Raw genomic sequence first — 14,157 nt, 5'->3', positions numbered from 1 at the left:
TGACGTTTTGTTTGTTCTCGTCATTGCGAATGGACACTGAGCGGAATCGAAGTGGAAATGAAGCAATCTTCCAGTTGTGAATTTAATTGTCACATCGAGTGAATTTCTTTTTCGATAGAGGAAAGAAATTTGTATCGAGATGTATAGACTAGTTCTCGATACAATTTTCACTCATTCCAATCGTGAAAACCACTCGAACTGACAAAGCTTAATTATTAAACTTCTTCTTTGCTAAGTTCGGTAGTTTTTCAAACTCGTTATTTATAAGAGCTTCTTTTTTTGATCTTGACCATTTTTTAATTTGTTTTTCTTTTTCAATAGCCATTTCTACATTAGTAAACTCACAATAAAAAACCAATTCAACAGGTCTTCTTTTTGAAGTGTAACTATCTTTAAAAGTTCCGTTTTGGTGCTGAAATATTCGTTGAGAAAGGTTGGAAGTTACTCCTGTATAATAACTTTTATCTGAACATTGTAATATGTAAACAAAGTATATTTTCATTTTAAAATTTATCAACAAACTAATTACTTTTTACAAAAATGACAATTCTTTATTCCGTCATTGCTAAGTGAGCATACCCATATTTTGGTTGTGAGCTTAATTGTCACATCGAGTGAATTTCTTTTTCGATAGAGGAAAGAAATTTGTATCGAGATGTATACAAACTAGTTCTCGATACAATTTTCACTCATTCTAATCGTGAAAACCACTCGAACTGACAACTTCTTTGTACCGTCATTGCGAATCTTTCGACTGTCGCTCAAGACAGACTAAAGTGAAGCAATCTCTAAGTCGTGAGTTCTTAATAAACAGATTACTTCGCTCGTTCCTCGCTCGCAATGACGTTTTATACTTTCTGTAAGGTTTCTAACGCCTTGTTTACACTATCAATTTTAATAAACGTGATGAGTAAGCGCAATCCGTTTTTGGTTTTCTTTTCTTTCATTACACAACTCTTCGGATTTTGCTGTACATACCTCAACATTTTGGTAAATGATTCAGTTTGATAAAAAGCACTTTGCTGATCGGATACAAAATACCCTAACATGCGTTTTTGCTTTAAAATCACCTTTTCTAAACCTAATTCTTTTGCCAACCATTTAATACGAACACTGTCTAATAAATCGGCAACTTGGGTTGGATATTCTCCAAAACGGTCGATAATTTCAGTCTCAAAGGTTTGTAATTCCTCTTCCGTAGTTAAAGTTCCTAATTTGTTGTATAAACTCAAACGTTCGGTAACTGAATTCACATAATCATCTGGGAATAGAATTTCAAAATCGGTATCAATTTGTACCTCTTTTACATACTCTTTTGGCGCATTTTCATCCGTAGGATATAAGTCTTTGAATTCATTTTCCTTGAGTTCTTCAATGGCTTCATGTAAGATTTTCTGATAGGTATCAAAACCAATATCGTTGATAAATCCGCTTTGTTCTCCACCTAATAAATCTCCAGCACCACGAATTTCCAAGTCTTTCATGGCAATGTTCAATCCGCTTCCTAAATCAGAAAACAACTCTAATGCCTGAATTCGTTTACGTGCATCATCCGTCATGTGATGATACGGTGGTGTGATAAAATAACAGAAGGCTTTTTTGTTTGAACGCCCTACACGACCACGCATTTGGTGTAAATCCGACAGTCCGAAATTATTCGCATTGTTGATGAAAATCGTATTCGCATTCGGTACATCCAATCCACTTTCAATAATCGTGGTAGACACCAACACATCAAACTCATTGTTCATAAAACCAAGCATGAGTTCTTCTAACTTTTTTCCTTCCATTTGTCCGTGTCCAATACCAATTTTAGCACTTGGCACCAAACGTTGTAACAATCCTGCTACTTCTTTGATGTTTTCAATACGGTTATGGATAAAAAACACCTGTCCACCACGAGAAATCTCGTACGAAATCGCATCGCGAATGGTTTCTTCGCTAAAGCGAATTACATTGGTTTCTATCGGGTGACGGTTGGGTGGTGGTGTTTTAATCACCGATAAATCTCGCGCCGCCATCAAACTAAACTGTAAGGTACGCGGGATTGGTGTTGCCGTTAAAGTCAACGTATCTACGTTTTCTTTAATGGTTTTTAGTTTGTCTTTGGCTGCTACCCCAAACTTTTGTTCCTCATCAATAACTAACAATCCTAAATCTTTAAACTGGACTGCTTTATTGGTTAACTGGTGCGTTCCAATCACAATATCTACACTTCCATCAGCAACCCCTTCTAACACGCCTTTACGCTGTTTTGTGGTTCTAAAACGGTTTAGGTAGTCAATCGTAACCGGAAAGTCTTTTAATCGCTTAGAAAAGGTTTTAAAGTGCTGAAATGCTAAAACTGTAGTTGGTACAAGCACCGCAACCTGTTTTCCGTTATCTACCGCTTTAAAAGCCGCTCTAATGGCAATTTCTGTTTTTCCAAAACCAACATCACCACACACCAAACGATCCATCGGTTGTTCTTTTTCCATATCAGCTTTTACTTCTTGGGTAGAAGAGAACTGATCGGGTGTGTCTTCGTATAAGAAACTCGCTTCCAACTCGTGTTGCATATGCGTGTCGGGTCCGAAAGCAAATCCTTTTTGTAGTTTTCGTTTTGCGTATAACTGAATTAAGTTGAACGCAATATGTTTTACACGGGCTTTGGTTTTTTGCTTGACTTTTTTCCAAGCATTCGACCCTAGTTTATATACTTTAGGCGGTTTTCCGTCTTTTCCGTTGAATTTGGAAATTTTGTGTAGCGAGTGAATACTTACGTATAAAATATCACGATCGCCATAAATTAACTTAATGGCTTCCTGTTTTTTGCCTTCTACATCTATTTTTTGGAGTCCGCCAAACTTTCCAATTCCGTGGTCGATATGAGTTACATAATCACCTACATCTAATTTGGTAAGTTCTTGTAGGGTGATAGATTGCTTTTTCGCGTATCCGTTTTTGAGTCGGAATTTGTAATAACGTTCAAAGATTTGATGATCGGTATAACAAACAATTTTACTATCAATGTCTACAAATCCTTGATACAACGGAAACACAATGGTTTCATAAGAAACCTCTTCTTCATGGTCGTCAAAAATATCGTGGAAACGTTGTGCTTGCTGTTCGTTAGAACATAAAATATAATTGGTAAATCCTTTGGCCGAAAACTCATTGAAATTCTGAATTAACAGGTCGAATTTTTTGTTGAAAGACGGTTGTGGGTGGGTATCGAAGTTGATGCTTACGTTAGTGAGATTTAGCTCCGCTGAACCTTGCGGTTTCTCACTTCGTTCAGAATGACGGTTTTTACCAATGTCAACCGTTGTAAAATCTTGTAGTTGATTTCGAATGAGCTCACCGTTGCAAAACAATTCTTCTGGTTTTGCGTGTTTGATTTCGGTAGATAATTCGTTAAACGACAGTTCTGCTTTTCGGTAAAATTTATTCAATGAATCGCTTAATAAATCTATATTTTTAACAAAAACAGCGGTTTTTGCTGATATGTATTTTAAAAAGCTTTCTCGTGATTCCTGCAATGTTTTGTTTTCTACATTGGGCATAATGCTCACTTTCTTCAGTTTTTCTTTAGAAAGTTGCGTTTCTACATCAAACGTTCGGATGCTGTCTACCTCATCACCAAAAAACTCAATACGATAAGGTTCATCGTGCGAAAACGAAAACACGTCGATAATTCCACCACGTACCGAAAACTCTCCTGGTTCGGTTACAAAATCGACACGTTTAAAATGGTATTCGAATAATACTTCGTTGACAAAATCGAGCGATACTTGCTCGCCCACCACCACTTTTAGCGTGTTTTTTTCCAGTTCTTTTTTGGTGACTACTTTTTCGAACAGGGCAGTAGGGTAGGTAACAATAATCGCAGGTTTTTTACGAGAATTGATACGGTTTAACACTTCTGAACGCAAAAGTACATTGGCATTGTCAGTTTCTTCTATCTGATAGGGTCTGCGATACGAACCTGGATAAAACAGCACATTTTTATCGCCCAATAACTGCTCTAAATCGTTTAGATAATAAGCAGCTTCTTCCTTGTCATTAAAAATTAACAAGTAAGGTTTATCGGCTTGTTTAAAAGCTTCGGAAATGACAAAAGACAACGAAGAACCGACCAAATTCGTTAGTTGAAAATGGTGTGAATCTTGTTGAAGCTGATGAACAATCTGTTTTACATTCTCAGATTGTTGATAGTGATTTACAATTGCTTGCTTGCTCAACGTACAAAAATTTTACGCAAATGTACGAGGATTATTTTTTGTGTGGGAAAGTTTTGTTTTTTAACGGTCTAGTATAACTGCTAGTTAAGTTTATTACCCATTAATTTTCAGCTTAGCACAGACTTTATTCGGGCTTAATCTAATCTGTCTTAAATGCTGTTATACATTCTTGAGCACAACACTGTACTTTTATTAAATTATTTCTAAAATTCGTTCTTTCTCAGTCCACTTAATCGGTTCTCTCGTTACTTTCTCATTAAGTAAGTCCATCATACTCTTCAACTTTTCAGGATGATAACCCTCAGCTTTGTCGTTTATAATCGAAATTTTTTCCCTAATGAAATTTCGATATTTTGATTTTTCTGAAATCTCAAAATTCACAATTGTTTTTCTTAAATCATTAGTGAAATAGTATGAGCTACTTCCAGTAACATATGTAACTAAATAAATGTCAGAATTACTAGTAATTAAGGCATTAAAACGGATGTTTTTAAAATCGTCTAAAGGTTTTTGCAGTCTAACATTATCATTATAATGTACTTTTAAAAATGTATTTGCATCCTTTCTAAAAGTTTCCTTTTCTTTTTCTTCCTTTTCATCTTTGTATCTAATTCCCATTGAGTTTACAACCCCAACTACAAAATTTGCTAAATCATAAACATTTGTTGGAATATCTTTAGGGTTCTTGCAAGTTTTGTAATAGTGTAAAGTTCCTGCATTATCTGAAGTTGTAAGAATTCCAAAACTTTGTTGGTAATACGTGAAAATCCTCTCAATTATATCATCAGATTCCTCACTGATACTTACATTATAATAATTTAAATCAGTCCAGCCAGCATCGGAAATCACAAATCTTCCGTTTAATTCTTTTATAAATACTGAAACAAATTTATTATTTAAAGTAGAAAATGGCGTGATGATTTCTATGCTTTCTCCTCTTAATTTATAAGTAGTTAATACACAAAAATCATCCTTAATTGTTTGGTATATGTCGAACAATTTATCCATTTTGCTAATCTAAAAATTCAATTCCATTTAAAGGGTCAATTTCGGGTTCGATTTCAAATAATCTAGGTTCATTTAATTTAATCTCTGGGAATTCCTCACCCTTGTTAAGTTTTAAGTTTGTTTCTTGAAAAAAATGACTAATACCAAAGTCCAAATTTTCAACAATAGCTTTAGCGTCTTCCTCACTTTTAAGAACATCACTTTTGTATGCAAACTCTTGCCCTTCTTTATCAAATGAATTAAAATGTGGTGTTGTAATTAGTTGTTCACTTAACGGTTGATCTGTCTTATTTCTATGAGCTGGTCCATCCGAATCAAACCTAAAATATGGTTTTTCTGTGAAATTCGGGCAATGTAATTTTATTCCATATTTGTATAAAGAGACTTTTTTTTCAATTATCAACGTAATATTTTCCTCAACCGAAGAATGGTCAACTTTAATAGATTGTTTAAACCAATCTCTATTATTTCTTTTTGGTTCGAGAACTATCGGATTCTCTTTTATGTTTTTTTCTGAATAAGTCAACTCTTCAAAATATTCATAATTGTCTCGAACGTCCAAATTTATTTTACTCATTCTTTAGATTTTTCGTATTGTGTCCAACTTACTTATATCTGTATAAATATACCTATTATGTTTCTACCAAAATTAAATGCATACAACCACAAACCTTTACGGCAACCCATAAAGAAGTGTTTGTTGTTACTTTTTAAATAAAAAAATAGTTGAGATAAGGGGTAGTACTACTTTTTACTTTTTTAGCGTGTTAAACATAGTAAAAAAAGAGGAGGGAGGCAAGTGTTATTTATTTGTGTGTGAGTTTGTAAGGGTGTTTGTAGCTTTTAAGAGTATTTGTAACTCTCTTTAAAAAGATTTCTCCCTGCGGTCGAAATGACAGGACACCATGCAACTTCAACGTCATTTCGAACTGGAGTGCAACGGAAGTGAGAAATCTTATAATTGTGTATTGAGCACTTTCAAGTGTATTTGTAACTCCCGTGAGTGAGATTTCTCCCTGCGGTCGAAATGACAGTATTAAATAAAACACTTCATTATTCAAAAAACGCCACTCAGGATTGAAACAGTTAATCAAGTTTTCTTTTTTTTCTCTACTCCATTTTTTTAATTCTTTTTCTCTGTGAATTGCTTCGTTTATCGTTTCAAAAGCTTCATAATAAATCAAATAATAGCAATTATATTTTCCTGCAAATGATTTTTTAGCATGCTCGCTATCAAAATAATGTTGAGATAATCGTTTTTGAAGATTGTTGGTAACACCAATATACAATGTGGTTTTATTCTTGTTTGTAATGATGTATACAACGTATTTGTTTAGCATTTTTCTTTTAAAGATAGAATAATTTTTTTAGTGTCATTTCGAAGGAGGTGACGACTGAGAAATCTTAAAATTGCGTGTTAGGTACTTTCACAGGTATTTCTGACTCCCTTGAGAGAGATTTCTCGCTATCGCTCGAAATGACAGTAAGGTTATCCCTTATGAATAACAATCGCTTCAACTCGTGCTAACTGACTTACAAAATCAAATACGTCCATCAATTCCCAAGTAGGAGTGAGGTGATTTTGTAATTCTTCAAAGCTTATGGTTTCTCCTATGTTTAGCTTTTCTATAATTGTGTTTAGTTGTGAGTTATTACTAACAACAACTTCATTTCCTCTTGCCATTATACAGGTTTTCTCTGTGTTTTCTGTATGTATTAACAACGGAAAAATTGTCTTTCCCTTAATTTGAAATGGCGGGTTGGGTAAACTTTCTTTGTTCTCAACTATTGAAGGTTGTAAAACTCCTGCGTTACTTTTTAGCCTAGTAATATATTTTGAAAGTGTTTTTTTGTATTGCTGTTCCCACGTTTTACGGTTTAATAAGCTATTCCAATCCAATTCTTCGGTGGTTACATCTACTGGTGGTAAATACCCTACATTCGGATTTTTTTGTAGCTCTTTTGAGGCTATTTGTGTGGCAATTGTTTTTTCTAAATAATCTCTCGACGGATTTATATAATCCATTACCACACTTAGCGAAAATTCATCAGTTTTTGCAATATGATATACATGATGCGGAATAAACATGGCTGATTTTACTTTTAACGGATATTTTGTAGATGTTGGTAACATTGCATCTACTTCGTGGAACACCTGAGTATTGTGTTCTATTTGATTGTATTCTTCAATGTCCCAAGTATAAAAGTCTTTATGGTTGGGACCTAAATGAAACAAAAAACCTTCTTCTCCTTTGGCTTCTTTATGAATTCCGAAAGGGGTAAAACCATAGTTTCCCATAAAAAATAAAAAAGAGAGTCCGCCTAAAGGCATTCCTGCTTTTTGAAGTAATGGAGCAACAATGTGACACATTTTCTCGGTAAATTCATTGCTAAAGCTTTCTAAACTATTGAAAACAACTCCGAATTTTTGATCTCTGAAAAGCTTCATACACCATTGTTCAATAGTTTCCTCTTCTTTTGGTCTATTGGCTACCATTTCTTCTGCTATTCCGTTTTGCAGTTCGTGGTTTATGTATACTTTAATGCCTTTGTGCAATTCTCCTCTGTCTAAAAACCGATTGATAATGTTTTTTAATTCTTGTTTTAAGAAGGAAACATCGTCATCAGAAAGTATGTTATCTACGGAGGTTGGTTTGGTGAGTTCTTGTGAGTTTTGATAGAGTTTTTTCCAAGTTTCAGAATTTTTCTCATTGTTCATAGGTTGGTTTTAAAGCTTATGTCGATAAAATTAAGGTATTTTGAAAATTATTTTTACGCTTTTATTCCTTTATTTTAATCAGTTATACCTGCTCTATGTTATTATGATGGAGGTGAGGGGTGAAATAATTTGTTTGTTTGGAACAAACGACTGAAAGATTGCTTCGTTAGCACTCGCAATGACGGTTTAAATGACAATAAAGATATGAATAAAAAAGCTGTCTAAAATAGACAGCTTTTTGTTTTTACATCGTTTCTGAAGTGTTTAAGACACTTTCTGCAGCATCTCTTACCATTCTGGATACATCTTCTAAAAAAGGTTTTAAAACGTTTGTAGCTTCTTCAGATTCGGAAAGCATTTCTATTAGTTCTACACGTTTGTCAACTGAAAAGTTTTGTGATAAATCAAACAGTTTTTCTGCTCCTAAAGCAATAAACCAATGTTTTGAGGCTTCATTATATTCATCAAGTGCTATACCTGCAATGTATAATGGATTAACTTCTAAACTATCCAAAAGGTTTAGTAGGTATGTAAATGCTGCTTCTTTGTACTCTTCTTCTTCTGATTTTTCTCTTATTTCTTCTAAACTAACTTCTTTTTCACGTACTTTCATTCGTAAAAATGCTTTGGTAAAGTCTCTCGTCAACATTTTGGTTCCTTCGAGGCTGTGATTTGCAAAAAGTTTGATAAAACGATGTTGTTTTTCCTCAGATAGCATCCAAATAAATTGCTGAATTGTCATCGCTGAATAATTTCTATCATAGGCGTTGAAATCTTCTTTTTTGAGCATTTTATTACATAATGATGCCATATCTGCATAACTCACCTCATCATCTAAATATTCTTGTAATTTGGTAACTAACATTTCAACATCTTCCTTATCAGTATTTTTATTATGAATGGAGTTTAAAATTGCTTCTGTATCTATTTCTTCTGGAAATAACACAAACTGACCGTATGGTAATGATACTTTTTTTGATGTTATTTGTGAGTCTTCAAGCCTATGGTCATTATACGATTTATCTAACTGTAAAATAACAAGTTCTTCTCCTTTCTTTTGAAGTAATTGAACTTGGTTATAGTCGTTAATTTTTGTGGAAAGGTTGGTAACTGCGTTTGGATGAAATGATATTGGTAATTTTTCTAAAGCAGAAGTTTCTTTATTTTCATCGTTGTAGTAATTATAAAAACTTTTGCATACACTGGTATTGTATGTAGCCAATCTTTTATACCACGGTACTAAGTTTTCTTGAAATAATTTACTTACTGTTTCTTTAAATGCTTCTGGTTGATTGAAAGGAAAACGTTCATTTTGTAACGATAAATCGATAAAATATTCAATTCGTCTATATGCATCAATGTAATGCATTCCTTCATCTAAGGCTAGTGCACGCTTTTTATCTATTACATCAAACATACCTGTTGCAGTACTGTCTATTTCATTATATTTATCTAACCATACTAAATATGGGGCTTTATCTCCTTCCCAACTATTATGAAACATTTTTTGAGCTACTACCATTTGAAAAGCAATACTTTGTGATTTTGGTACTCCATTTTTTTCAATTCTGTCGTAAAAATCAATTTCTTTTAATGGGTTTTCAAATGAATAGTCGTATTCATCGTCTGCTGTTATTTTTGCTAATAATTGTATTACTTTTTGTGGAGCTAAAGCAACCCATAGTTTCCACAATCGCTTTGCTTGATGCTGACTTGGTAATGGCATTTGTGATAACCAATAACAAATAAGTACTGTACGTTGATTGTCTTCATAAGCATTATCGAATAAATCGTACTTTTTTTGTTTAATACTTGCTTCTTTTCCTTCTTCTACCAAAAGTATTCTACTAAAAGCTTCTAACGCTTCTTCTTCTGTTAACGTGGTATTTGCCTCAGTGATATATCGTAAAGCTTGCTCCTTAATAGGATCTAAGTCTTTATTTTTTTCATCAATAGGATTTACCAATGATTCTTCTACCATTTTAGCTATCAACGTCCAAACATTTTCATTAACGTAGTTAAAAAGTCTTTGTGTATAATCATCTCCAACACGTTGTTGAAAGTCTTGAAAGAGTAGGTGCGTTGCTAAAGCACAACATCCTAAATTGTCTTTTGGCCACCAAGAGCAATCGCGTCGTTCTCTTTTTTCTTCAAAAACAAAAGCTGCATCGTCAAAATTCTTTTTAGAAAGTTTTGTATCAAGATCTGCAAACTCTCGTAATACTTCTATTATGATATTTTTTTCATGCTTTTCTTTCTCTTCTGGTGTTGCTTCTTTTGAAAGCTGCGGATGATAACGTTGCTGATACTCTTCGACACTTAATAAAGGATCGTTTTTAGTTACAACATCTTTAATATCGTCATCAAACGGTTTTTTACCAAAGGCGTAATAAAACACATCTAGTATACGTAAATACATAGCGTTACGTTCTTGTTGTCTTTGTGCTACTTCTGTATCTTCTGGTGTACCTGTAGGTCGTGTTTTAATGGTAAGAATTAGACCGTTTTGATAGATTTTTTCAACATCATCTTCTTCTAATGACAGCAATTCTGCTGTAACATCGCTAATAATATTTTCTAGAGATTCACGAACTTCATTTTCATCACGATAACCACCTGTGAAATAGAGCATTCGTAAGTACATAACACGAGCATGCTCTTTAGCTAAGGGTAATAAATCTGTCTGTGGTAAATCGTTTAAAGCTTCTTTATGTTGACCTGTTTGTACATATTTCCAAAGATCTGCACCACGATGTAAATGTAAGATTAACTCTTTTACACTTTTTAAACCGTCTCCATATTCATAATTATCAAAATAGGCTTCTCTTTCTTCGTCTTCGTCCTTTTCTCTTTGCGCCTCTTCATTAATTTTACTTAAAGGTTTTTGAAGTGTATTTTTAATCTTTTTTTCTAAATCAAATGCCTCATTTTCTAAGGTGTCTTCAATAAAATGTTCTTGTAATACCTCTTCATTATCCTCTATCGACTCAGCCCATTCTTCAGCAACAACTACTAAACTGAAGTAAATATCTAATACAGGATGTGTTTCTTCTGGGTCATCATCACTGTAAGGTAATAGTACTGGTTCTTCTACAAATCGCTCTTGAAGCGCTCGTTTAAAATAGGTATATTCGTCTGGATTTGCTTTTAAATAATTTCCTAATGATTTTTCTTGTGATGTTACAATTGCTTGTCTAAAATAACTATTATCACACCAAATAAAAGCTTTAATCATAGGTCTATTCCATCCATTTTTTTGGAATAAATCGCGTAAATACTCTTCGTAACCTACAGCGTGTTCATCATCCCAATAAGGAATTAAAAATTGCGATAATAAGTAGGTATAATTAGCATCTGTTAGCGCTAGCATATACAACGCCTCGATACCAAAAACACGCATATCGTCTATCCATAAATTCCAAGTATCATTAAAACGCCTACTGTGTGCTACTATTGCTTTTGCGGTGGTAACTACCGCTTCTTTTAATGAAGGATACTCTAGTGCAATGGCAAAAAAGAGTACTTCTGAAATATAAATTTCATCAGTATCTCCAATATGGTTTGGGTAATAGCTTGGACCTCCATCTGGTCCCATGTTCAGTGCATTTTTTACCAACTTTTGATTGTTGGTATCTGCTACTTGAATACGACGTTGAGTATCGTTTTCAATAATTTTAAACTCTACATCAAACACCTGGTTTACGACTGCTTTATTGCTGTCTAATAGTTCTTTGTACTTTACTAAAGCTTCTTTAATAGAGGTTTCGTTTCCTAAATAAAAAGGAATGATTTGATGCTTATCAAATTGATTCATTTACAATAAAATTTTTAGTTTTCTTTTCAATTTTTTTGAGAAGAGTGACTGAATAGAAACTACAGCAATGTTTTTGCTATTCTTTTTTTAAGCTGAAGTAATTAACAATCGTGGGGAACTCTGCGCAAAACTCTACACAAATTTACGTTTTCGTTCAGGTTTTACACTTAATAAAATTCAAATTTTACAATACTTTAACAGATGAAAAAAAGGTGTTTTTCTTAGTTATTTAGTTTTGAATTAGATACATTTTTTTAAGCCAGCTTCAGTTTTCATAGGATGTTTGCTACTAAAAATTAAAACAGATTTCTCTTTAAAGTCGAAATAAAAAATGTAGAATAAGAGAACTTAAAAGTTATTATCTAATTCACAAACATTTACCTGACTCAAAATCTTCTTTGGTAATTGATTTTCCATTTATAGTGTCAGTATCCCAATCTTGTGCAATTAACCAAGTATTTTCCTTTTTTTTTAGTACCACGTGGAACCTACCATATACTGTGCGAGGTTCTTTATATTTTTCAGTATATATGACCCGATAATACCCTACTTCATAACCTGTGTTTTCTTTATAGATTCTTTGATTAAAACAAAAATCTATTTGTCTTTTTTTTGTTGTTGGTTTTTGATAGGATGTTTGTATTGAATTCTTGTATTCCTCTCCTATACGAATTCCATACTTATTTACTCTTAACACATCGTTAGTATGTAAATTATTAAATGATTCCCAATCTCTAGCTTCAAAAGATTTTTTAAATGGTTGCCATATTTGTTGATTAACTTCTTTTTCTATTATTCCATTGTTTTGTGAAAAACTCAACGCAACCGAAACTAATAAAATTAAAATAGTATATACCGTTTTCATTTTTGATAAGATTAGAATTTCATTTGTTAACAAGTTAGTGATTTTTAAAGAGTGAAAACTACTTTAAGTTTTATCAATTGTTATTTTTAGTTTTATAAGTATTATTTATTCTTTTATTTTTTCTCTATCTTTTTTTATTTAAACTAACGTAATCGGTGTTTTAAAGGGTTTAAAAAAGCTGCCCTAAGGATTTGTATTAGCTAAAAATAAAAAGCCTTTAAATCAGATAAAAAAACACTGTTTTAAATTAACATATCTTATGTATTTATAAATTACGATAAGAAAAAATAATACTTCGTTTTTGACTAGAATTGTTAACTTTCGGCGATATTTTTGTGACTTTATTTAAAACTTGTTTTTAAATAAATACACTTTACTTTCAATTAAAAAAATTTAAAAAAAATTATGTCAATATCAGATTTATATTCAAGTGGAAAACATAAACAAGAAATAGGACACTTTGCTAGTATAGTTAAAATTGCTAAAACTGATGGAGTAATTTCTGAAGGAGAACAATTGCTATTGGACAGAGCTGCAAAAAAATTAAATATTAACGAGGAAGAATATAAAGGTATTTTAAAAAATCCTGAGAAGTATCCAATAAATGCACCTATTAGTTACGAAGAGCGTATTGAACGTTTATTTCATTTAACAAAAATGATTTTTGCTGATGAAAATGTAGCCAAAGAAGAAGTTGGTATACTACGTAAAATAGCTATAGCTTTACATTTCTCTACTGATAATGCTGAGAAAGTTTGTGATGAAGCCGTTCATTTAGTTTTAAACAATAACAACTTAGATAATTTTACCGAAGCTATTAAAAAGGTAAATGCCAATTAAAATAATTATACTAAAAACTTATTAAACCAGTTATTACTCTAAACACTTATCTCCCGATGAAACATAAAATTTTATTCATAGCAATACTTACCTGTTTAACAACGTCTGTTTTTTCACAAAATTTAAACGACTCTTGGCAAATAGGTGTAGGTTTTGGAATAACAAAATTTAGTGAAAGTGACGCCGCTTTTATTGGTGATCAATATTTATTTCAAGTGCCTACTGTAAGTTTAACCATGCCTATTGGCGATCGTTTTTCTTTAGATGGTGCTGTATCTTTTAATACTATTGATGACGTTGGTTTTATCAAAAACTCTGCAAAGTATTTTTCTATGGATGCTTCATTTCGTTATAACTTAAATGCTATTTTTAACAAGTTTGCTCCGTATGTTTTTATAGGAGGTAGTGTAGTAGATTCTGAACGTAAAATGACACCTACACTTAATGTTGGTGCTGGTGGAATTTATTGGGTTAGTGATAATATTGGTATTAACCCACAACTATACTACAAACATTCTTTTGAAGGTTATGAAAGTATGCGTTCACATATTCAAGGAACTCTAGGTGTTGTATTTAAACTAAATTGGAACAATGGAGGTGATAACAATGCTCGTAATGCTGCAAAACATTTAGGAGGTTGTATGTTTTAATCTTCTAATTTAATATACAAAAAAGCCGCTTTAAAAGC

The 14,157-nt window shown here is 32.6% G+C and carries 10 protein-coding genes; 2 read left to right on the top strand and 8 right to left on the bottom strand.

The annotated features are described in order from the left end of the window. Positions 1-208: 208 nt before the first annotated feature. From NH341_RS02140 to NH341_RS02105, 8 genes are all read right to left on the bottom strand, one after another. Positions 209-502 carry a GIY-YIG nuclease family protein gene (locus NH341_RS02140; protein ID WP_047788038.1) on the bottom strand — a complete coding sequence of 98 codons (294 nt, stop codon included), beginning with the start codon at positions 500-502 and terminating at the stop codon, positions 209-211. A gap of 346 nt (positions 503-848) precedes the next feature. Beyond that, a complete protein-coding gene (mfd, locus tag NH341_RS02135) occupies positions 849-4,223 on the bottom strand; it encodes a transcription-repair coupling factor (RefSeq protein ID WP_253055582.1) in 3,375 nt (1,124 codons plus the stop codon). Between the two features lie 192 nt (positions 4,224-4,415). Then, positions 4,416-5,231 (bottom strand): hypothetical protein, encoded by an 816-nt coding sequence (locus NH341_RS02130; RefSeq protein ID WP_253055581.1) that lies wholly within the window; start codon positions 5,229-5,231, stop codon positions 4,416-4,418. A gap of 4 nt (positions 5,232-5,235) precedes the next feature. Then, positions 5,236-5,808: a hypothetical protein gene (locus NH341_RS02125; protein ID WP_253055580.1), complete on the bottom strand. Its 573-nt coding sequence runs from the start codon at positions 5,806-5,808 to the stop codon at positions 5,236-5,238. 229 nt (positions 5,809-6,037) lie between these two features. Then, complete coding sequence (locus NH341_RS15385; protein ID WP_371875251.1) at positions 6,038-6,571, bottom strand: GIY-YIG nuclease family protein; 534 nt, start codon at positions 6,569-6,571, stop codon at positions 6,038-6,040. A gap of 149 nt (positions 6,572-6,720) precedes the next feature. Further along, complete coding sequence (locus NH341_RS02115; protein ID WP_253055579.1) at positions 6,721-7,950, bottom strand: RNA methylase; 1,230 nt, start codon at positions 7,948-7,950, stop codon at positions 6,721-6,723. A gap of 244 nt (positions 7,951-8,194) precedes the next feature. Continuing rightward, positions 8,195-11,764: a hypothetical protein gene (locus tag NH341_RS02110; protein WP_253055578.1), complete on the bottom strand. Its 3,570-nt coding sequence runs from the start codon at positions 11,762-11,764 to the stop codon at positions 8,195-8,197. A 367-nt stretch (positions 11,765-12,131) separates the two neighbouring features. Then, positions 12,132-12,629: a nuclear transport factor 2 family protein gene (locus NH341_RS02105; RefSeq protein ID WP_173359039.1), complete on the bottom strand. Its 498-nt coding sequence runs from the start codon at positions 12,627-12,629 to the stop codon at positions 12,132-12,134. A 405-nt stretch (positions 12,630-13,034) separates the two neighbouring features. Here NH341_RS02105 and NH341_RS02100 point away from each other — a divergent pair, with 405 nt between their 5' ends. Continuing rightward, complete coding sequence (locus NH341_RS02100; protein WP_253055577.1) at positions 13,035-13,469, top strand: TerB family tellurite resistance protein; 435 nt, start codon at positions 13,035-13,037, stop codon at positions 13,467-13,469. Positions 13,470-13,525: 56 nt separating this feature from the next. Further along, positions 13,526-14,119 (top strand): outer membrane beta-barrel protein, encoded by a 594-nt coding sequence (locus NH341_RS02095; RefSeq protein ID WP_047788046.1) that lies wholly within the window; start codon positions 13,526-13,528, stop codon positions 14,117-14,119. Positions 14,120-14,157: the final 38 nt, after the last annotated feature.

Source organism: Tenacibaculum sp. XPcli2-G (assembly GCF_024124505.1).
GTDB lineage: Bacteria > Bacteroidota > Bacteroidia > Flavobacteriales > Flavobacteriaceae > Polaribacter > Polaribacter mesophilus.
The sequence above is the reverse complement of the archived record's forward strand: the minus strand, read 5'-3'. Positions and strand labels throughout refer to the sequence as shown.

Excerpts from the sequence above, each read along its gene's own strand:
- NH341_RS02125 (WP_253055580.1), bottom strand. The coding sequence starts at position 5,808 with ATGAGTAAAATAAATTTGGACGTTCGAGACAATTATGAATATTTTGAA.
- NH341_RS02100 (WP_253055577.1), top strand. The coding sequence starts at position 13,035 with ATGTCAATATCAGATTTATATTCAAGTGGAAAACATAAACAAGAAATA.
- NH341_RS02140 (WP_047788038.1), bottom strand. The coding sequence starts at position 502 with ATGAAAATATACTTTGTTTACATATTACAATGTTCAGATAAAAGTTAT.
- NH341_RS15385 (WP_371875251.1), bottom strand. The coding sequence starts at position 6,571 with ATGCTAAACAAATACGTTGTATACATCATTACAAACAAGAATAAAACC.
- NH341_RS02130 (WP_253055581.1), bottom strand. The coding sequence starts at position 5,231 with ATGGATAAATTGTTCGACATATACCAAACAATTAAGGATGATTTTTGT.
- NH341_RS02095 (WP_047788046.1), top strand. The coding sequence starts at position 13,526 with ATGAAACATAAAATTTTATTCATAGCAATACTTACCTGTTTAACAACG.
- NH341_RS02110 (WP_253055578.1), bottom strand. The coding sequence starts at position 11,764 with ATGAATCAATTTGATAAGCATCAAATCATTCCTTTTTATTTAGGAAAC.
- NH341_RS02115 (WP_253055579.1), bottom strand. The coding sequence starts at position 7,950 with ATGAACAATGAGAAAAATTCTGAAACTTGGAAAAAACTCTATCAAAAC.
- NH341_RS02105 (WP_173359039.1), bottom strand. The coding sequence starts at position 12,629 with ATGAAAACGGTATATACTATTTTAATTTTATTAGTTTCGGTTGCGTTG.